A 20,189-nucleotide genomic window follows, 5' to 3' on the forward strand; every position below is an offset into this window, starting at 1 on the left:
GTTACGCCCCGGTCACCAGCGCGCATCGCCGCGACGTCAAGTTGCATTCGCGCCGCTTCGGCCGCGCGCGACAGGCTGAAAATCGCGGATCCTGGGCCCTCGACCGGGGAATACGGGAGAAACGCTCTGGCCGCCCGTCGCGCGCCGCGGCAGGATGCCGATCCCTGCTCCAGACAGGTCCCGAACCCGGATCACTCGCGATGATCGCAGACGCGATACGCCTGGCCCTCTCGAACGTCCCGCTCCTGATGTTCGTCGCCGCCATCGTCCTCGCGCTCGCGCGGCGCGGGCCGGGCTCGACGGCCGAGCGCCTGCTCGCCTGGCTGCTGCTGCTCGCGGTCGGCATCGACTCGCTCTGGGCGGGCGTGTTCCACGTGTTCTTTCCCGAGGTCGCGCGCGCGGCGATCGGCTGGGGCGCGAGCCCATTCCAGTACGAGATCGGGGTGGCAGACATCGCGCTCGGGGTCGTGGCGATCGCGTCCTTCTGGCGGAGCCCGCCGTTCAAGAGCGCGGTCGCGCTCTACGCCATCGTCTTTTATGTCGGCGTCATCGTCGGCCATATCCGGGAGGCGGTCACGCATGACGACTTCGCGCCGGACAATTTCGGCCTGCTGCTCGCGCTGACCGCCTTGCGGGCGATCCTGCTCGTCGGGCTGCTGCTTGCGGTCAGGACGCGGCCCTCGGCGGCCTGACGGTTTCGACCCGAAGGCCTCACCGCCGCGCAGGCGTCGCCGGCGAGATCGAGGCCTGGGTCATGTCGAACAGGAAGGTCCCGGCCTTCGAGGCGAGGCTCGAGCGCGCGCCGAGCTGCGCCCTCAGCTTGGGATAGACAGCCGCCATCGCGGCGTAGCGGTCGTGGCCCAGCCCGCCGGCGTTGGGAGCCTCGGAGATGTCGATCACGCTGACGTCGTATTTTCGCGCGCCCGCCTGCACCCTCGGATCGTCGACGTCGGCGTTTCCGACGCGCCGCCGCTCGCCCGCGAGCGCGCTCGACAGCGACAGCGCGCCGTCGTCTTTCGAGGTCATGACCACGAGCGGCTTCTTAAGCCGGCCGACCGCCTCGAGCTGCTCGACGAACAGGTCGACGTCGATGTCGGGGGCCGCCATCACCACCTGGTCGAGCCGGTCGAGCGTCCGGCCGCGACCCGAAAGCCTCAAGGTGCGCAGCGACTCCATCACGAGGTTCGACCCCATGCTGTGGCTGAACACGATGACGCGGCCCGTCCGTTCGGCCGCAAGGCCGTCGAGCACGCGCGCGAGGCCGTCGCGCGACATGGTCGAGGCGTCCCGGTCGGCCACATAGCCGGTCGGCGAGGCGGCCGAGGGCCAGGCGAACAGCACCGCGGCTCCCGCCACATGGGAGTCGGCGGAGAGCTGCGCGCGACGGAAGAGCGACTCCTCGAAGGTGTAGTTGTAGCCGTGGACGAAGACGCCCGTGGCGCCCGTCCGCGAGCCGCGCGAGGCCGCCGCCGCCTCCCTGAAGAAGGTCGCCTCGTCGATCCGGCGCGCCTCCACCACCGCGAAGCTCTTCGCGGCGTCCGCGCGCGCGTCTCCGCCGGCGCTCTCCACGTCCCCCGGCTTGTGGCCGGGCGGAACCGAGACGACGTAGCGGGCGAAGGCGAGCTCGTGGGACCGGTCGGCGCCGAACGAGATCGGCGAGACAGGGTCCGGCTTGCGGGTGGTGGCGACGAGCACCGGAACGAGCCGCGCGCCGGCGAGCACGGCTGCGGCCGCGAGCGCCGCGATCCATCCTGCGATCAGACGTCCGCGCACGCCCCCCGGCATACGATCCCCCAACTCACCGCCGTTCGGGCCGCGACCCCGCGCGCCGGCGCCATCATGGCACAGCCGATCGACCGTTGAAGAAGTTTCGGCCCGCCCGTCAGGTCCGGGCGTCGACCTCGAAGCTCATGGCGGCCGCGGCGCGTATGAGCGCGCAGAAGGCCGTCACGGACCCCGGCGCGTCGTCGCGGGTCATGATGACGAAGCGCCGGTCGGCGGGCTCGGGCAGGCCGTGCCCCGCCGCGAGTTCGGCCACTCCGGGGGCGAGCTTCAGCGCCTGGGGCAGCGGCAGCACGCCGAGACCGGCCTGCAAGGCGCTCTCCGCGGTGGCGAGGCTGAAGGTCTCGACCGCGATCCGCCAGCTCCTGCCGGCCGCCGCCAGCGTCTCGATCGCGACGTTGCGCAGGAAGCCGGGGCCCGAGACGCCGGCATCCGCCGGCGGGACGATCAGCGGCACCGGATCGGCGACCGGCAGAGAAAGGCCGCGGCGCCCGAACCAGACGAGCTTCGCCGACCACAACGGCTCCGCCTCGGGAATGCGCGGATCGGCCACCAGCACGCAGGCGTCGACCCGCCCCTCCCTGAAATCGGAGACGCTGCGGTCGAACCCGACGCAGGAGATCCGCAGCTCCACCTCCGGATGTTCTTGCGCGAACAGCCACAGCACCGTGGGCAGCGCCGTCCGGCTGAAGTCCTCGGTGAGCGCGATCCGGATGATCTCCGTCCGCGCGCCGCCGCGCAGATGGCGGCGGAGATCCTCGGTCAGCGACACCATCGCGCGGACGTAGATCATGATCGCCTCGCCCTCGGGCGTGAGCGCGACGCCGCGCGAGGACCGCCGGAACACCGGACGCCCGATCCTCGCCTCGAGCCGCCGGATCTGCTGGCTGACCGCCGGCTGGCGCACGCCGAGCGCCGCGGCGGCCGCGCTGAAGCTGTTCGCCTCGGCGATCGCGAGCAGCGTGCGGATCTGGTCGCGCTCGATCAGCGGGCCGTCGTCAATCGGCATGGCCAGGGTCGGTCTCCGGGCGTGTTCCAGTCTTGCTTCAGGCGTCGCCGTTCTTCGCGCCGCTCGCCCTGGCGATGGTTGCGCGCAGGAAATCGAGGAAAACGCGGATGCGCGGGGGGAGATGCCTGCGGTTCGCGTAGCAGATGTAGAGCGAAATCTCGTCGCACCAGTAGTCCGGAAGGCAGGCGACCAGCCGGCCCTCGGCGATGTCCCTCTCGATGTCCCACTCGGCTTTCAGCCCGACGCCGCGCCCGGCCAGCACCCAGTCCTGCATCACCTCGGTGCTCGTCGTGGTCAGCCGGCCCTTCACATGGATCGTGCGGATCCTGCCGTTCTCGCGAAAGCTCCAGTGGTCGAACGGCTTGCCGTCGATGAAGAGCCGGATGCAGTCGTGGGCGAGGAGGTCGTCGGGAACCTTCGGCTCGCCGTGGCGCGCGATGTAGTCCGGCGAGGCGATCACCAGGCGGCGGCTGCGCAGGGCGCGCGTCACCACCATGTCGGCGCCGGTCGGCGGCAGCACGCCGAGCACGACGTCGACGCCGTCGCGCACCGGATCGAAGATCGCGTCGGCGAGCACCAGCTGGATCTCGATGTTCGGATAGCGCTCGCTGAAGGCCGCGACGACCTCGCTCAGCACGTTGCGGCCCCAGTGCAGCGGCGCCGTCACGCGCAGATGTCCGCCCGGACTGTCGAGGCCCTGAACGACCTCGGCCTCGGCGTCCTCGATGTCGTCGATGATGCTGAGGCAGCGCTCGTGGAAGAGCGCGCCCTCCTCGGTCAGCTCGAACCGGCGCGTGGTGCGCGTCACCAGGCGGATGCCGAGGCGGCTTTCGAGCGCGCCGAGCCGCCGGCTCATCGCGGCGGGCGAGGTCTCGAGCTGGCGCGCCGCCGCCGACAGGTTTCCGGCCGCCACGATCGCCGCGAACAGACGGATGTCGCTCACCTCGTCGGTCACGGGCGCGGCCTCGTATGGGTTCGCCAGCATTACGCATGGCGCAAAGCTGCTTGTCGAGCCGCGCGCCTACTCCCTGGCGCGGCCGAAGCCCAAGTGAGGTTCAAGGAAACGAAAGGTCCCGCCCCGCGGCGCGGCCGACCGAAACGAAGGGAGCCGACCATGGCCCTGCTTCAGGTCCTCAGTCCCTGTCCCAAGACGCGCAACGCCCCGGCGGTCTTCCGCCCCTCCCCGCGCGGACGTCCCTGCGAGGCGGTCCGGCGCGCCTGCCGGCACGCGCAGGCGCCCGCGCCTTCGGTCGAGAGGCAGGGCGAAAGCGACCTGCTGCGGCGCCTGGCCGGTCCGGCCGTCGTCATCGTGGCGGCCCTCGCCGCCGTCTTCGCCGTCTGGGCCACGGTGCTGAAGCCGATCGAGGTCGCGGCCGACGCGCTCGGCGGGATGTTCGAAGTCGTCGCGCCGGACTCGCCCGAGACGCCGCAGCTTCGTCTCGCTCGCGCCGAGCGCGATTTCGGCGCCGCGACCTCGAAGGCGGCGCGCAGCTCTGCGGCGTCGGACCGCGCGGAGGCCGCGCGGCGGCTCACGCTGATGGAGGCGGCGAGGGACGCGGCGGCGCAGCCCTAAGCCCTCGGGCGAAGCGGGAGACAACGCGCTCGCGGGCGTTCGGTTCGTGCGCTCAGCGCAAAGGTGCTTCACGAGCCCGGCGCCTACAGGCCGGCGTGCGACGCAGCAGATGACGGCTCGCTGATTTCGTCGGGGCATGACGTTCGAGCGGGGATGGGATCACGCGAAGGAGGAGCATCGCCATGGACAGCGACCTCGAGACGCGCATCGACGACCGCCAAGGCAAGGACCTCCGTAAAGGAGGCAAGGACCTCCACAAGATCTTCGACGTGGAGCGCCCAGGCGACGAGACCCGGGCCGAGGCCTCGCCTCCGCCAAAGGACAAGAAAAGTCCCGACGCCGACCCGCGCCGGAGCGACGACGGCGGCGAGGCTCCCGAGCGGAGCGACGGCTCGCGGACCGGCAAGACCGGCGGCCTCTCGCGCGGCCGCAAGATCCTGCTGGGCTCCGCGGCCGCATTCGCGATCGCCGTGGTCGCGGCCGGCGGCGCGCTCTACTACGCGCACTATGTGGCGCCGTACGAGACCACCGACGACGCCTTCGTGGACGCGCGTTCGTTCTCGATCGCGCCCAAGGTCGCGGGCTACGTCGTCGGCGCGCCGGTGACCGACAACCAGCATGTCGAGGCCGGCCAGACGCTGTTCGACATCGACCGGCGCGACTACCAGATCGCGCTGGAGCAGGCCGAGGCGCAGGTGCAGTCGGCGCAGGCCGCGATCCAGAACTACGACGCCCAGATCGAGGCGCAGAAGGCGCAGGTCCAGGGCGCGCAGTCCTCGGTCGAGCAGGCCGAAGCGGCGCTGAAGTTCGCCCAGCAGGACGCAGACCGCTATTCCGACCTCGCCAAGAAGGGCTACGGCACGGTCCAGAACCAGCAGTCCACCACCTCGACGCTGCAGCAGCGCCAGGCGGCGGCCGACCAGGCGAAGTCCAGCCTCGCGGCGGCCACGAGCCAGATCAAGACGCTGCAGGCGAGCCGCGAGAGCGCGGTCGCCGATCTCGCCCGCGCCCGGGCCCAGCGCGACCAGGCCAAGCTCAATCTCGACTACACCCACGTGGCCGCGGCCCAGTCCGGCCGCCTCGTGCGGCTCACCGGCGCGAAGGGCCAGTACGCGCAGGCCGGCCAGAGCCTTTCGATGTTCGTGCCCGACGAGATCTGGGTGACGGCGAACTTCAAGGAGACGCAGGTCGCCGACATGCGGCCCGGCCAGAAGGTCGACGTCGAGATCGACGCCTATCCGGGCCGCAAGGTCACCGGTCATGTCGACAGCGTGCAGCCGGGCTCGGGCACCGCCTTCAGCCTGCTGCCGGCCGAGAACGCCACCGGCAACTACGTGAAGGTGACGCAGCGCATCCCGGTCAAGATCGTCGTCGACGACTGGCCCAGGGACGTCGCGATCGGACCCGGCCTCTCCATCGTGCCGGCGGTGAGGGTGAGGTGAGCGACGTCGCAGCCGCCGACGGCGGCCGCGAGCCCGAAGCCGCGAAGGACGCGACGGTCGGGCTCGCCTCGTGGGCGATCGCGGGCGTGGTGGCGCTCGCGACCTTCATGGAGGTGCTCGACACCACCATCGCCAACGTCGCGCTTCGCTACATCTCCGGCGGTCTGGCGGTCGGGCCCGACGAGGCCTCCTGGGTCGTCACCAGCTATCTGGTGGCGAACGCGATCTCGCTCACCGGCTCGAGCTTCCTCGCCAAACGCTATGGCCGAAAGGCCTTCTTCATGGCGAGCGTGTCGCTGTTCACCGTCTCGTCGATCGCCTGCGGCTTCGCCTGGAGCCTCGAATCCCTGCTGCTGTTCCGCGTGCTTCAGGGGCTCGGCGGCGGCGGCATGGCGCCGCTCGCCCAGTCGATCCTCGCCGACGCCTTCCCGCCCGCCAAGCGCGGGCAGGCCTTCGCGCTCTATGGCATCGCCGTGGTGGTGGCGCCGGTGGTCGGCCCGACGCTCGGCGGCTGGCTCTCCGACAACGTCTCCTGGCACTGGTGCTTTCTCATCAACGGCCCGGTGGGCGTGATCGCGCTCGGCCTGATGTGGTGGCTGCTGGAAGATTCGAAGGCCGCGGTCGCGGAGCGCAAGCGCCTCAAGTCCGAAGGCGTGCGCTTCGACGTGGTCGGCTTCCTGCTGGTCGCGACCTTCCTCGGCGCGCTCGAGGTGGTGCTCGACGAAGGCCTCCGGGACGACTGGTTCGACTCGCGCTTCATCATCGCGTTCACGGCGATCGGCGCCGTCGCCTTCGTCGCCATGATCCCGTGGTGCCTGAGGGCCAAGAACCCGGCGGTCGACTTCCGCCTGCTCGCGACCCGCCAGTTCGCCTCCTGCTTCGTGGTGATGCTCGCGACCGGCGCGATCCTGATCGCCACCACCCAGTTCATCCCGCAGATCGTCCAGGAGCAGTACGGCTATACGGCGACGCTCGCGGGCCTCGTGCTCGCGCCCGGCGGCGTCGTGACCGTGATGGCGATGATCACGGCCGGCCGCGTGTCCTCGAAGGTCCAGCCCAAATGGATGATCGCGGCCGGCGGCGTGGCGATCGCCTACGGCATGTACAGCCTGACCTATCTCTACAACGACACGACCTACTGGTACTTCGTGGTGTCGCGCATCTTCGTCGGCGCCGGGCTGCCCTTCGTGTTCCTGTCGGTGACGGCGGCGTCCTACTACGGCATCCGCCCCGACCAGACCGACCAGGCCTCGGCGCTCATCAACATGGCGCGCAACGTCGGCGGCTCGATCGGGGTGTGCGTGGCGCAGAACACGCTGGCGCATCGCGAGCAGTTCCACCAGTCGCGGCTCGTGGAGCACGCCGACCCGTCGAACCCGGCCTATCAGGAGGCGCTGCGGCGCGCGACCGAGCTGTTTTCGACCCACGGCGACCCGGCCTCCGCGCAGAGCCGCGCCATGGGCTGGATCGCCGACCAGGTCCAGACCCAGGCGGCGCAATTCGCCTATATCGACGTGTTCTGGACGCTCGCCTTGATGGCGATCAGCGTCGCGCCGCTCGCGATGATCCTGAAGTCCGTGCCGCTCGGCGGCGCGCGGCCGGCGGCCCACTGAGCCGCGCTCCGTCGGCGAAACCGCAGGCGCCGCTCGGCCGGAAGGTGATCGGCGCCGTCAGGCTGATCTGCTTGTCCGGGACGCTCGCCGGAATGTCCGGAAGCCACCGCGAGGCGCGGCGCACGATCGCGCAGATAACGCTGCCGCTCACCCGCCTGCGCGCTCGCGTCGACCGCCGGCAGCATCGCCGGCGACGCGAGCGCCAACGCCGCCGCCTTGATCTTCATCACGTCGGGCCTCGACTGCGAAAGCCGGCGCCGTCCGCCGGAGCCGTCGACGGGCGCCGCGCCGCCCCGGCCGGCGCTCGCAAGTTAATGATATCAAATTTATAGAATGAGTTGACTCAATCTGGCGTTCCAGTGGACAACAGGCGCCTCGCTGCGGCGCCGCATCGGCGCGGCCGTCGCAGATCGGCAGCCCAGATCCCATTGGCCAGAGCCATGGCTCATGATCGGAGTTCTCCAATGACCGCCTTCAGCCGGCGCGGCCTTCTCGCGGCCGCGGCGCTTCTCGCCTTCGGCCTGTTCGACACGGCGCGCGCGCAGCCCTCGGAGATCCGGCTCGACTGGGCGACCTACAGCCCGGTGTCGATCGCGCTCAAGGAGAACGGCTTCCTCGAGAAGGCGCTGGAGGCCGACGGGATCAAGGTGCGCTGGGTGCAGTCGCTCGGCTCTAACAAGGCGCTCGAATTCCTCAACGCCGGCTCGCTCGACTTCGGCTCCTCGGCGTCCGCCGCGGCGCTCATCGCGCGCATCAACGGCAATCCGATCAAGTCGATCTACGTCTATTCCCGCGCCGAATGGACCGCGCTCGTCACCAAGCCCGACAGCGGGATCGCGAGCGTCGCCGATCTCAAGGGCAAGCGCGTCGCGGTCACCCGCGGCACCGACCCGCACATCTTCCTCATCCGCGCGCTCGCCCGCGAAAAGCTCTCCGACAAGGACGTGAAGCTCGTGCTGCTCCAGCACGCCGACGGGCGGCTCGCGCTCCAGCGCGGCGACGTCGACGCCTGGATGGGCCTCGACCCGATGATGGCCTCCGCCGAGCTGCAGGACGGCGCCAAGCTCGTCGTCCGCGATCCCTCGCTCAACAGCTGGGGGGCGCTCAACGTCCGCGAGGCCTTCGCGGCCGAGAACCCGGCGCTCGTCGACAAGGTTCTGGCGGCCTACGACCAGGCCCGCAAATGGTCGCTCGCCAATCCCAAGGAGCTCAACGCCCTGCTCGCCAAGGCCGCCAAGCTTCCCGAGGACGTCGTCGCCCTCCAGCTCGAGCGGACCAAGATCGCCTACACGCCGATCAGCGACGACGACGTCGCGGCGGTGACGGCCGCGGGCGAGGCGCTGTCGGCCGCCGGCGTGCTTCCGGCGACCGCCGACGCCGCCAAGGCGACCGGCGAGCTGATCGACCGCCGCTTCGACGCCAAGTTCGTCAACTGAGCCCGGAGGCCGACAGCCGATGAGCGACTTCGCCCTTTCGCCCGCCGGCCGAAGGCTCGGCCTCCCGGCCTGGCCGAAGGGCCTGAAGGCCTCTCACGCGCTGCTCGGCCTCGCGTTGCCCGTCGGGGCGGCGCTGCTCTGGGAGGCGCTGGTGCGTCTCGGCGTCTCGGACGGGCGGCTCGTCGCGCCGCCGAGCCGGATCGCCGAGACGCTCGTGGCGCTGTGGAAGAGCGGCGACCTTGCGCTGCACCTCTGGACCACCGGCTGGCGGGTCGCGATCGGCTTCGCCATCGGCGTCTTGGCCGGCACCGGCCTCGGCGCGCTCGCCGGGGCCTCGACGCTCGCGCGCAGGCTGATCGACCCGACGCTGCAGGGGCTGCGCTCGGTGCCCTCGCTCTCCTGGGTCCCGCTCTTCATCCTGTGGCTCGGCATCTTCGAACCGTCCAAGGTCGCGCTCATCGCCGTGGGGGTGTTCTTCCCCGTCTATCTCGGCGTGCTCGGCGCCATCGCCTCGGTCGACCGCAAGGTCATCGAGGTCGGCCGCATCTTCCGCCTGTCGCGGTTCGCGCTCGTGCGCCGCATCCTGCTGCCCGCGATCCTGCCCTCCTACGTGCTCGCGCTGCGCGCAGGGCTCGGGCTCGGCTGGATGTTCGTGGTCGCGGCCGAATTCATGGGCGCGTCCGAGGGGCTCGGCTATCTGCTGGTCGACGGGCAGCAGCTCGGCAAGCCTGACCAGATCGTGGCCTGCATCCTCGTCTTCGCGCTCGTCGGCAAGATCACCGACGGGCTCATCGTGGCCGCCACCGCGCCGCTGCTGCGCTGGCAGGACGTCGAGCGTCGGGAGGACTGACGCGATGTCGCTGTCGATCCATGAGGTCAGCAAGAGTTTCGGGGGGCCGCTCGTCCTCTCCCGCGTGTCGCTGCCGGTCGAAAGGGGCGGCATCCTCGCCATCGTCGGCGGATCCGGCTGCGGCAAGAGCACCCTGCTGCGCCTCGTCGCCGGCCTCGACGCCCCGAGCGCCGGCGAGATCTGGCTCGACGGCGCGCGCGTCCTCGCCCCGCGCGAGGAGATCGGCCTCGTGTTCCAGGAGCCACGGCTGTTTCCCTGGCTCAACGTGCGCGACAATGTCGGCTTCGGCCTCGCGGACCGCCCGCCCTTCGAGCGCCACGACCTCGTGCATCAGGCGCTCGAACGCGTCGGGCTATCCGACCGCGCCGACGCCTGGCCGCGCGAGCTCTCCGGCGGGCAGGCTCAGCGCGTCGCGCTCGCCCGCGCCATCGTGGCGCGCCCGAAGGTGCTTCTGCTCGACGAGCCGTTCTCCGCCCTCGACGCCATCACCCGCGCCGACCTGCAGGACCATCTGCTCGAGCTCTGGCAGGCCTATGGGCTGACCGTGGTGCTCGTGACCCACGACGTCGACGAGGCCGCCTATCTCGCCGACGAGGTGGCGGTGCTCGCCGCGCGCCCGGGACGGCTTTCCGCCTCGATCAGGATTTCGGAGCCGCGGCCCCGCACGCGCCGCTCGCCGGGCCTCGAGGACGAGGCGCGCAAGATCGCCGCCGCGCTCGACGCCGCCATCCGCGACGGCGCGCGCAAGGCTTCCGCCGCCGGATGACGACGGCCTAGGCCATCATGGCCGCGAAGCGCGGCGCGGGCCTGTCGGAGCGCGAAACGAAGACGGTCGAGACGCTCGGCGGCTCCGCCGGCCGCGGAGCCGGCCAGACGGCCTAGACCGCCCCCGGACAACCCTCACGAAGCCGTTAACCATTCGTTAACCGGTTCGGCCGAACCGTCGCGTGCGATTGTTTGGGGCACGTGATGTCGCGTCGAATTCTTCTGGTCGAGGACGACGGCGTCACCGTCGACGTGGTCGCGGGCCTCCTGGCCGCGAAGGGCTTTGACGTGGACGTCGCGACCGACGGCGTCAGCGGCGTCGAGAAGCTCTGCAAGGGCGGCTACGCGCTCGCCCTCATCGACTATCACCTGCCCGAGATCGACGGCTACGCCTCGGCCCGCGTGATGGGCCAGATGCTCATCGAGAGCGAGCGCCCGAAGCTCGTCGCGCTCACCGCCGATCCCGCGAGCCTCAAGGCCCGCGGCGACGTCGCGGCCGTGTTCGACGCGTTGCTGCCGAAACCCTTCGAGCCGAAGAAGCTGCTCGCCCTCGTCGAGGAGCTGATCCGCGATCCCGGTCACGAGCTCGCGGTCGACGCCGCCCGGCAGGCCTGGATCGGCCTCGGCCTGTTCGACCGCCCGCGCGCCTTCGCGGTTCCGCCCGCCACGCCCGCCCAGGCGCTCGCGCTGCGCGACTATTTCGAGCTCGTCGACGACCTGCGCTCGGCCGAGGCCCTGCTCCTGCTCGACGCCGCGCGCGTCGACGCGCTCGCGGCCGTGCGCCGTCAGGGCGCGGCGCATCTCATTCCCGCCATCGACCTCACCGGCGCGCGCGCCCGCGAGCTCGACGCCTCGTTCCGCCCCAACGATCCTGCCTCCTGGAGCGGCGTCGCCGACGCGCTGCGCGCCTTCTGCGCCCGCGCCGAGACGCTGACGGTCGCGGCCCGCTGCTCGGCCGAGGCTGATCTGCGCCTCATGGCCCAGCTCCACGTCTCGGGACGCGCGCTGGAGCCGACGCCCGATCCCGCCGAGCGGCTGCTGTTCGTCTACCAGGGCGGGCTTGGCGAGGCGGCGGTCAAGACCGCCGAGCGGCTCGTCGCCCGCGGGCTGATGGCGAAGAATTTCGCCGAGCGCTTCCATGTCTGCGAGGGCTGCGCCTCGCATCGCCTCAACGTGCGCGAGGAGTGCGGCTGCTGCCGCTCGCCCGACATGCGCGCCGTGAAGCTCCTGCGTCACCACCGCTGCGGCGCGGTCGCGCACGAGGACGACTTCCGCGCCGGCGGCTGGTTCGCCTGCCCGAAGTGCGAGCAGATGCTCAAGCGCTATGGCGAAGATTATTCACGCGCCGGCGAGGCCCTGCGCTGCGGCGCCTGCGGGGCCGCGAACGGCGAGGCGGCGATCGGCTTCCTGTGCCTCGACTGCGGCGCGCACGCCGACTCCGCCGCCACGCCCACCGAGGACGTCCACGCCTATGCGCTGACGTCCGCCGGGACGCGCCTGCTGACGTCCGGCGACGCCGACGCCGCTGCGCCCCGCGCGGCGCGCGCCGCCGCGGTCCGCTTCGCCGAGAACGGTCGCAGCGCCGTGCTTGCGGAGCTGCGGTTCCGCACCGCCGAGCGCGTGATCGCGGCTCAGGGCTGGGACGCGTTCGAGACGCTGCGGCGGCTCTTCCTCGAAAACCTCGCGGTCGCGCTCGGCGAGGACGCGCGCCTGCTCGAGAGCGGCGAGGTCAGCTACCTGGTCGTGCCGGACATCGCTCCGGAGGACTTCGCCGCCGTGGAGGCCGCGCTGGTCGCCCGCTGCGCCAAGGGACCGGCGAGCGCGCTCGGGCCGCGAATCTCGATCCTCGAAGCCGCCTGAGGCGGGGAAGGCGTCGCGTCATGGGGCTGCTGTCCTCGCTTCTGTCGGGCCGCGCCGAACCCACGCCTCAGCCGACCGAGGCCGAGGCCCTGCTCGCCCTCGTCGAGCAGGTGGCGGAGGTCGGCCACTGGCGCGTCGAGCTGCCCTCGCGCGCGCTCGTCTGGTCGCCGGAGATCTTCCGGATCTATGGGCTCGAGCCGCGAGGAAGCGCCCCCGACATCGCGGACGCGATCGCCGCCTATCATCCCGACGACCGCGCCGAGGTCGCGCGCGTCATCGACCACGCCATCGAGACCGCGACCGCCTTCGACTTCGGGCTTCGGCTCTACCGGCCGGACGGCGAGCTGCGTCACGTCGTGTCGCGCGGCTTCTGCGAGGTCGACGGCGAGGGCCGCGTCGCGGCGCTGTTCGGCGTCATCATGGACGTCACGCGGCAGAAGCGCGCCGAGCAGATCGCGCGCGAAAGCGAGGCGCTCTACCGCCTGCTCGCGGACGCGGCGACCGACATCATCATGCGCTGCGACCTCGACACCACGCGGCGCTACGTCTCTCCGGCCGCCCGCGACGTGCTCGGCTACGACCCCGCCGAGCTCGTCGGCACCAGCCCGCTCGACGACGTCCATCCCGACGACCGCGTCCGCCTCGAGCGGATGTTCACCAAGCTGCAGGACGGCGAGGCGCGGACGGCCTCGATCCGCCATCGCGCCCGCCGCCGGAACGGCTCCTACGTCTGGATCGAGGCCTCGTACCGGATAGTGTGCTGCGGCGCGGGCGGAAAGACGAGCTTCGTCGCGACCGTCCGCGACGTCTCGGAGGGCGTCGCGGCTCAGTCGGCGCTGCGCGACAGCGAGGCGCGCTTCCGCGTGCTCGCCGAAAACGCCAGCGAGCTGATCATCCTTGGCCATGACGACGGCCGCCTCTCCTACATCTCGCCGGCCTCAGAGCGCCTGCTCGGCTTCACGCCCGCCGAGCTCGGCGCGATGAGCCTCGCCGACTACGTCCATCCCGACGACATGGAGCAGTTGCTCGCCGCCACCGGCCGGCTCTCGCGCGGGGCGGCCGAAGTCTCGGTCGTCTATCGCGCGCTCCACAAGACGCGCGGCTGGATCTCGGTCGAGGGCGGCTTCCGCCGCATCCCGAGCGCGACCGGCGACGAGCCGACGATCGTGGCGACCTATCGCGACGTCTCCGGGCGCATGCGGCAGGACGAGGCGCTGCGCCACGCCAAGGACGCGGCCGAGACCGCCCGCGCCCAGGCCGAGGCGGCGAGCCGCGCCAAGAGCGACTTCCTCGCCTCGATGTCGCACGAGATCCGCACGCCGCTGAACGGCATCCTCGGCTACACCGACCTGCTGCTCGAGGAGGATGGCCTCGACGCCGGCCACATCCGTCTGGTCGAGCGCATCCAGAGCGCCGGCGCCGCGCTCCTGACGGTCGTCAACGACATCCTCGACTTCTCCGAGATCGAGAGCGGCAAGGTCGAGCTCGACCCGCAGCGCTTCATGCTGGAGACCCTCGTCGACAACACGGTCTCGATCGTGCGCGGGCAGGCGACGCACAAGCGCCTCGCGCTCGAGGTCGAGGTCGATCCCGCCGCGCCGCGCGCGCTCATCGGCGACCAGGACCGGCTGAGGCAGGTGCTGCTGAACCTGCTCAACAACGCCGTGAAGTTCACCCCGTCGGGTTCGGTGACGCTGTCGGTCGAGCAGATCGGCGTCAGCTCCCGCGGCGCGCGCCTGCGCTTCGCCGTGACCGACACCGGCATCGGCATTCCGCACGAAAAGCGCGCGCGCCTGTTCGAGCGCTTCAGCCAGGTCGACGGCACCATCCGCCGCGAATTCGGCGGCAGCGGGCTTGGCCTCGCGATCTCCAAGACGCTGGTCGAGCTGATGGGCGGCGACATCGGGGTCGACAGCACGCCCGGCAAGGGATCGCGCTTCTGGCTCGAGGTCGCGCTGCCGGTGGCGGGCGAGGCCGAGCCGGCCGCCGCCGGCCGCGCGACGCTCTCGAAGAGCGAGAACCCCGCCCACATCCTGCTGGTCGAGGATCTGGAGCTCAACCAGGAGCTCGCGGTCGCGGTGCTGAAGAAGGCCGGCCACACGGTCGACGTCGTCTCCGACGGCGCGCAGGCCGTGCACGCCGTCCAGCACGGCCGTTACGACCTCGTGCTGATGGACGTGCACATGCCGGGCATGGACGGGCTCACCGCCACCGGCCTCATCCGCGCGCTCGACGGCCCCGTCCGGGCGATCCCGATCGTCGCGATGACGGCCAACGTCCTGCCCGAACAGATCGTGCGGTTCCGCGCCGCCGGCATGGACGACCACATCGGCAAGCCCTTCAAGCAGGCCGAGCTTTGCGCCGCGGTCGAGCGCTGGGCCGGCGCGATCGTCGAGGAGGACGCCGAACCGTCCGACGCTGGCCCCTCGGCCCCCGACCCGCTCGACTGGACGCAGTTCGGCGAGCTGACGAGCCTCCTAGGCGACGCCTCCGCGCGCGGCCTCCTCGCCAAGCTCGAGGTCGAGATCGGAACCCGGCTCGGCGACGCGAGCCTCGCGCGCGGCCGCGGCGACGCTTCGAGCCCGGCGCCTGCGCATGACGACCTCGCGAAGGACGGGCTCGCGGGCGACGCCCATGCGATCGTCTCGGCCGCGGGCCTCATCGGCTTCGGCGATCTCTCCCGCGCCTGCTCGGAGCTGGAGCGCGCCTGCCGCAACGCCGACCCGACCGAGAACGCCGTCGACGCGGTGCGGACCGAACGCGACCGCGTCTTCGCGCGGCTGCGTGAGCTCGCCGCCGAACCGGGACTGTCGCGCCACGCCTCCGCCTCGAGCGCCGCAGCGTGACGCCGTTCGGGACCGGTTTCCCGAACGCCTCGATCGCGCGGCGGCCGGCCGTCACGCTGGCGCTCGCCGCGCTGGTGGTGTTCGCCACGGCTTACGGCGGCATCGAGTTCACCCGCGGCACGGCGCGCGTCGCGGCGATCTGGCCCGCCAACGCCGCGCTGCTCGTCATCATGCTGAGCCTCGGCGCCGGCCGCGCGCGCATGCTGGGGCTTGCGGCCGCCGGCTATCTCGGTTTCGCGGCCGCGAACTTCGCTGCGGGCGACGGTCTCGCGATCTGCCTCGGCCTGCCGGTCGCAAACCTCGTCGAGGTGATGATCTGCCGCGCCGCGCTCATGCGCTTCGGCGACCATGACCTCACCCGCCCTCGCGCCTTCGCGATGTTCTGCGCGGTCGCGGCTGGCCCGGCGTCGCTCGCCTCGTCGCTGACGGCGGTCGCGCTCTTCGCCGTCGTCGCCCCGTCGACGGCGCTGTCCTCCTTGTTCTGGGACTGGTACGCGGCCGACGCGCTCGGCCTCGTGACCTTCACGCCGCTGTTCTGGTCGATCGCCACGCGCTCGGTCGAGATCTCCCGCAAGAGGCTGCCCGCAGCCGCGCTGACCGCGGCGGCGTTCTGCGCTTTGCTCGCCGCGATCTTCGTGCAGAGCACCTATCCGGTCCTGTTCCTCGTCTATCCGGCGCTCATCGTCGTCGCCTTTCAGTTCGGCTTCGGCGGCGCGGCGGTCGCGCTCGTCGTCACCGCGACGGTCGCGGTCGTCGCCACCTCGAACGGCCATGGGCCGCTGTCGCTGATGCGCGGCACGCTCAGGGAGCAGATCGCGATCCTGCAGATCTTCGTCGCGGTCAGCGCCGCGATGAGCCTTGCGGTCGCCTCCGTCCTCGCAGAACGCGAGAAGCTCAATCGGCAGCTCCGCGCCGCCAAGACCGCGGCCGAGGCCGCCGAGGACCGGCTGCGCGAGAGCGAGGCCCGCTACCGCCTGCTCGCCGAGAATTCGAGCGACGTGATCGCGCTGAGCGGCGCGGACGGACAAGTCGACTACGTCTCGCCTTCGGTCGCCGAGCTTCTCGGCTATCCGCCCGAGACCTTCGCGTCGCTCGGGCTCGGGGCGCTCCTGCATCCCCAGGAGCGGCAGGGCCTGCTTGAGAGCCTGCGGGAGCTCGGACCGGAGCGGCCGAACCTCACCAAGGTCCTGCGCCTGCGCGGCGCGGCCGGCGGCTGGCTCTGGGTCGAGGGCGCGTTCGCCTTCGTGCCGGACGCCCGCGGCGCGAAGACGCTCGCGGTTCTGCGCGACGTCGGGGAGCGCAAGGCCTACGAGGCTGAGCTCGAGGACGCCCGGCGCGCCGCCGAGGACGCGCTGCGGGTCCGGAGCGAATTCCTCGCCACCATGAGCCACGAGCTCCGCACCCCGCTCAACGGCATTCTGGGCTTTTCCGAACTGCTCATCGAAAGCGGCGAGCTGCGCTCGGCCGAAGGCCTGCGCTACGCCCGCCACGTCGAGACGTCGAGCCGCGCGCTGCTCGCGATCGTCAATGACCTGATGGACGTCTCGCGGCTCGAGGCCGGCGCCGTGGAGCTCGACCCTCAGCCGTTTTCGCTGCGCGAGCTCGTCGAGGGCTGCGCCGCGATGCTTCGGCGCGAGGCGGATCGCAAGGGGCTGGCGCTCGTCGTCGAGGTCGCCGACGACGCGCCCGACCGTCTCGTCGGCGACGACGCCCGGCTGCGCCAGGTGCTGATCAACCTGCTGTCGAACGCCGTGAAGTTCACCGACGCCGGTTCGGTGACCCTGCGCGCCTCCTGCGCGGCGGACGGCGAGGCCGCCGCCGTGCTCTGCGTCGTGGTCGAGGACACCGGCATCGGCGTGCCGGACGACAAGCGCGACCGCCTGTTCAAGCGCTTCAGCCAGGTCGACCAGACGACCTCGCGCCGCTACGGCGGCGCCGGCCTCGGCCTGTCGATCTGCAAGAGCCTCGCCGACCTGATGGGCGCCGACATTTCGCTGGCGAGCCGGGAGGGCGAAGGCAGCGTCTTCACGCTCTCGGTGCGGCTCGCGCTCGGCGCGCCCGAGCCCCTGCGCGGGACGACGCCCCGACTGGCGCTCGCCGCGGCGCCCTCGCGGCGCGGCCATGTCGCCGAGGCCCGGCCGGCCGAGCCTTCGGCGCGCACGCTCGCGGCGGACGATCCCGAGCTGCTGCACCAGCCGACGCTCGACGAGCTCGTGGCCTTTCTGGGCGACGCCCCCGGCGGGGCCTTCCTCGACCGCCTCTCCGACCAGATGTCCGCCGCCTTCCGCGCTCCGCCGCGCAGCCGCGAGAACCTGCCGGAGCTGCGCTACGAGGCCCTTGCGCTCGCCTCGACGTCCGGCATGCTGGGCTTCCACCGCCTTCAGGCCGCGTGCCTCTCGCTGGAGATCGCGATCGACCGCGGGCGCGGCGAGATCACGGCCGACGCGCTGCTCGCCTTCGCGCAGGCGCGGCTGGCGCGCGACGCCTCGGGACCGGCGCTCGCGGCGGCGCGCGCCGCGCCTCCGCTGCGCGCCGCAGGCTGAGTTCTCAGCCGGCCGCGCGGCGGTCGAGCCCGAACCGCGCCGCGGCCTCCACCGCCTCGCTCCGCCCGCCGACGCCGAGCGCGCGGAACAGTCCGGCGAGATGGATCTTCACCGTCCCGAGACCGAGCCCGAGCGCGCGGGCGATCTCTTTGTTGGACTGATTGTCGATGAGAAGCCGCAGCACGTCGTGCTGGCGTTCGGTGAGCGCGGGCGGGCGGCCAAGCGGCGCAAGGCCCCGCGCGGGCGTCAGTTCCGCGATCGAGGCCGGCAAGAAGATCCGCCCCGCGACGATCTCCGCGAGCGCCGCCTCCATCTCGCCAAGCGGCAGCGTCTTGGGCACATAGCCGTGGACCCCGGCCGCGAGCGCCGCCAGCATGTCCTCGCGCCGGATCGAGCCTGAGACCACCGCGGTCTTCATCGCCGGATGGGTTTCGCGCACCGCCTGCAGGCTGAAGGCGTCCTTGACCCCCGGCATGTCGAGGTCAAACAGCGCGAGCGCGACGCCCTCCTCTTCGCCGAGCCGTTCGAACGCCTCGTCGAGCGAGGCGGTCTCGACCACCCGCTCGAAGCCGAGCCGGCTCTTCAGCAGCGCCGAAAGCGCGGCGCGCGGAAGCTCGTGGTCATCGGCGATCACCGCGATGCGTGGCGCTCTCTCCAAGCCGTCCTCCGGGGGCGGCGAAGACCCTTGCGACCATCCCGATGCGGCCGGCGCGCCCTGACGCTCTGTAACACGAGAGGGGCCTGCGCGCTGTTCGTCGCCTAGGCGAGCGCCGTCGCTCAGACGGCCGCGAGAGGCTCGTCGATCGCGAGCCGCTCGCGCGGCTTGCGGCCCTGCGACCGGCCGACCGTGAGATAGTGCAGCAGCGGGTTCTCCACGCCGCCCTCGCCGCTCTCGAGATAGAAGGCGGGATCGAAATAGATGCTCGGCTTCAGCCCGTCCGGGGCGCCGTGGCGCAGATAGTGGAGCGCCGGATCCATCGCGAGCCGCGCCGCCTCGCGATGCTCCATCAGATACCAGACGGCGTCGAACAGGGGGCTGCTGCGGATGAGCTCAAGCGCGCGCGCCTCCTCCGGCGTGACGTCGGGTCCGCGGCGGGGCGCTTGCCGGACAGCCGTGGCCGCCGCGACCGTCCCGCCGAACAGCGGTCCCGCAAGCGCGACGTCGACGAAGACCGGCGCCGTTTCCGGAGCGCGCTCGCTGGCTCGCGCCGGAGCCTGAGGCGTCGTGGCAGGCCGCCGTTCGGCGCGCGCGACCGCCACGGCCTCCGCTTTTTCGTCCGAGAGCCTCATGACGAGCACGCCGGCGGCTTCGCCGAAGCGCACATAGTGCAGCAGCGGCGCGAGCCCGCGCTCGGCCGCGTCCGGATTGTCGTCGAGATACTGTTCGGCGTCGAAGGCGGCGGAGGGATGGAGCTGCTCGTCCAGCCCGTGGCGCACGTAGTAGAGCGCCGGATGCAGCCTGGATTTCCGCAGGTCCGAATAGGTCTTGCGGAAGAACTTCACGTCGAACAGCGGGCTCGCCACCAGCTGGGCCACGGCGCGGCGCTCTTCGCGGCGCAGCATGTCGGGGAAGCCTGCGCCGGCGAGATCGTCCTCGCCGATCGCCTTGCGGCCCGTCGCCTCGCCCTCGGTAAGGAAGTGGACCAGCGGGTTGTGGCCGGCCCGCGCGACGTCGATGTTGCTCGCCAGATACGCGGCGGACACGAAGCCGCGGCTCGGCGCGAGCCCGTTGCGCCCGCCGACGTTGAGAAAATGCTGGACGAAGTCGACCCTCTTCTTCGCCAGCAGATCAGGATCGACCTGCGTCGCGTACCAGCCCTCGTCGAAATAGGCGCTGTCCCGGACGAGCTCGTAATGCGGCGATTTCGGAGCGTTCTTCACAGACAGTCCATCCCCCGGAGCGCCGCCCTTGCGCGTCAGACCGAGACGACCTTCAGCACGTGGCCGCGCTCGGTGCCGTTCGGCACGCTGACGGTCCAGGTCTTGAAGTGCGGCAATGACTCTCGACGCTCCGGGTCGAGCCTGCCCGTCGCGAAGTCGAGATAATAGCGGTTCGCGTCGCCGGGATACACCACTGCGCTCAGACCGGAAGGCGTGATGACCAGCCCGCCGATCGGGTTGTTGCCCTGGTGATGCGGCACCAGGCTGTCGACGTTGGGCCGGATGACGACGTCGGGCAGGCACATGACCTCGACCGAGTTGGCGTCGTCCCATCCGCTCATCTTGAGCGGAGCCTTCTCCTTGGATCCGGCGAAACGGACCATCTTCAACTCGCCGCTCGGCAGCGCCGCCGCGAAGGCGACGAGCGTCTCGCCGCTGAAGCGAACAAGGCAGACGTCGCCCGCGGCCAACTCCCCGACCTCCTTTGCGAGGACGGGATTCTCAACGACCAAACTCATGGAACCGTCCCCTGAACACACTCTTCGCCGGACGCGCCCAGGCCGTCGCGCGGCCCGCCCGCCCCCCGGCC

At 71.5% G+C, this 20,189-nt stretch carries 16 protein-coding genes; 10 read left to right on the forward strand and 6 right to left on the reverse strand.

Features of this window, described 5'->3' with window-relative positions:
• Window positions 1-200 precede the first annotated feature (200 nt).
• A complete protein-coding gene (locus tag ACFOWB_RS02550) occupies window positions 201-692 on the forward strand; it encodes a DUF6790 family protein (protein ID WP_261401459.1) in 492 nt (163 codons plus the stop codon).
• 19 nt (window positions 693-711) lie between these two features.
• Here the strand turns inward: ACFOWB_RS02550 and ACFOWB_RS02555 are convergent, their stop codons facing one another.
• From ACFOWB_RS02555 to ACFOWB_RS02565, 3 genes are all read right to left on the reverse strand, one after another.
• The gene (locus ACFOWB_RS02555) at window positions 712-1,773 is read right to left on the reverse strand and encodes an alpha/beta hydrolase (protein WP_261401458.1); all 1,062 of its coding nucleotides are present in this window, start codon (window positions 1,771-1,773) and stop codon (window positions 712-714) included.
• A 109-nt stretch (window positions 1,774-1,882) separates the two neighbouring features.
• A complete protein-coding gene (locus ACFOWB_RS02560) occupies window positions 1,883-2,791 on the reverse strand; it encodes a LysR family transcriptional regulator (protein ID WP_261401457.1) in 909 nt (302 codons plus the stop codon).
• Between the two features lie 37 nt (window positions 2,792-2,828).
• Window positions 2,829-3,746, reverse strand: a complete 918-nt coding sequence (locus tag ACFOWB_RS02565; protein WP_378145502.1) for a LysR family transcriptional regulator — start codon at window positions 3,744-3,746, stop codon at window positions 2,829-2,831.
• Window positions 3,747-3,905: 159 nt separating this feature from the next.
• Here ACFOWB_RS02565 and ACFOWB_RS02570 point away from each other — a divergent pair, with 159 nt between their 5' ends.
• The 9 genes from ACFOWB_RS02570 to ACFOWB_RS02610 all read left to right on the forward strand — a co-directional run bounded on the left by ACFOWB_RS02570 (window position 3,906) and on the right by ACFOWB_RS02610 (window position 17,719).
• Window positions 3,906-4,364, forward strand: a complete 459-nt coding sequence (locus ACFOWB_RS02570) for a hypothetical protein (protein WP_261401454.1) — start codon at window positions 3,906-3,908, stop codon at window positions 4,362-4,364.
• 182 nt (window positions 4,365-4,546) lie between these two features.
• Window positions 4,547-5,806 carry an HlyD family secretion protein gene (locus tag ACFOWB_RS02575; RefSeq protein ID WP_378145504.1) on the forward strand — a complete coding sequence of 420 codons (1,260 nt, stop codon included), beginning with the start codon at window positions 4,547-4,549 and terminating at the stop codon, window positions 5,804-5,806.
• A complete protein-coding gene (locus ACFOWB_RS02580) occupies window positions 5,803-7,419 on the forward strand; it encodes a DHA2 family efflux MFS transporter permease subunit (protein WP_378145506.1) in 1,617 nt (538 codons plus the stop codon). Before ACFOWB_RS02575 ends, ACFOWB_RS02580 begins: the two co-directional genes overlap by 4 nt.
• A 464-nt stretch (window positions 7,420-7,883) precedes the next feature.
• Entirely contained in the window at window positions 7,884-8,855 is a 972-nt protein-coding gene (locus ACFOWB_RS02585; RefSeq protein WP_378145508.1) for an aliphatic sulfonate ABC transporter substrate-binding protein, read from the forward strand.
• A 19-nt stretch (window positions 8,856-8,874) separates the two neighbouring features.
• Window positions 8,875-9,705 (forward strand): ABC transporter permease, encoded by an 831-nt coding sequence (locus ACFOWB_RS02590; protein WP_378145510.1) that lies wholly within the window; start codon window positions 8,875-8,877, stop codon window positions 9,703-9,705.
• 4 nt (window positions 9,706-9,709) lie between these two features.
• Window positions 9,710-10,471 (forward strand): ABC transporter ATP-binding protein, encoded by a 762-nt coding sequence (locus tag ACFOWB_RS02595; RefSeq protein WP_261405763.1) that lies wholly within the window; start codon window positions 9,710-9,712, stop codon window positions 10,469-10,471.
• A gap of 203 nt (window positions 10,472-10,674) precedes the next feature.
• Complete coding sequence (locus ACFOWB_RS02600; RefSeq protein ID WP_378145513.1) at window positions 10,675-12,330, forward strand: TackOD1 domain-containing metal-binding protein; 1,656 nt, start codon at window positions 10,675-10,677, stop codon at window positions 12,328-12,330.
• Window positions 12,331-12,350: 20 nt separating this feature from the next.
• The gene (locus tag ACFOWB_RS02605; protein ID WP_378145515.1) at window positions 12,351-15,176 is read left to right on the forward strand and encodes a PAS domain S-box protein; all 2,826 of its coding nucleotides are present in this window, start codon (window positions 12,351-12,353) and stop codon (window positions 15,174-15,176) included.
• Complete coding sequence (locus ACFOWB_RS02610; protein WP_378145517.1) at window positions 15,173-17,719, forward strand: ATP-binding protein; 2,547 nt, start codon at window positions 15,173-15,175, stop codon at window positions 17,717-17,719. Before ACFOWB_RS02605 ends, ACFOWB_RS02610 begins: the two co-directional genes overlap by 4 nt.
• A 4-nt stretch (window positions 17,720-17,723) precedes the next feature.
• Here ACFOWB_RS02610 and ACFOWB_RS02615 read toward each other — a convergent pair whose 3' ends face one another.
• From ACFOWB_RS02615 to ACFOWB_RS02625, 3 genes are all read right to left on the reverse strand, one after another.
• Complete coding sequence (locus tag ACFOWB_RS02615; RefSeq protein WP_261401449.1) at window positions 17,724-18,377, reverse strand: response regulator; 654 nt, start codon at window positions 18,375-18,377, stop codon at window positions 17,724-17,726.
• A 119-nt stretch (window positions 18,378-18,496) separates the two neighbouring features.
• On the reverse strand, window positions 18,497-19,600 hold the full coding sequence (locus tag ACFOWB_RS02620; RefSeq protein ID WP_261401448.1) for a hypothetical protein: 1,104 nt from the start codon (window positions 19,598-19,600) through the stop codon (window positions 18,497-18,499).
• Between the two features lie 35 nt (window positions 19,601-19,635).
• Entirely contained in the window at window positions 19,636-20,118 is a 483-nt protein-coding gene (locus ACFOWB_RS02625) for a hypothetical protein (protein WP_378145519.1), read from the reverse strand.
• Window positions 20,119-20,189: the final 71 nt, after the last annotated feature.

The organism is Chenggangzhangella methanolivorans, assembly GCF_042648545.1.
GTDB classification, from domain to species: domain Bacteria; phylum Pseudomonadota; class Alphaproteobacteria; order Rhizobiales; family Methylopilaceae; genus Methylopila; species Methylopila methanolivorans.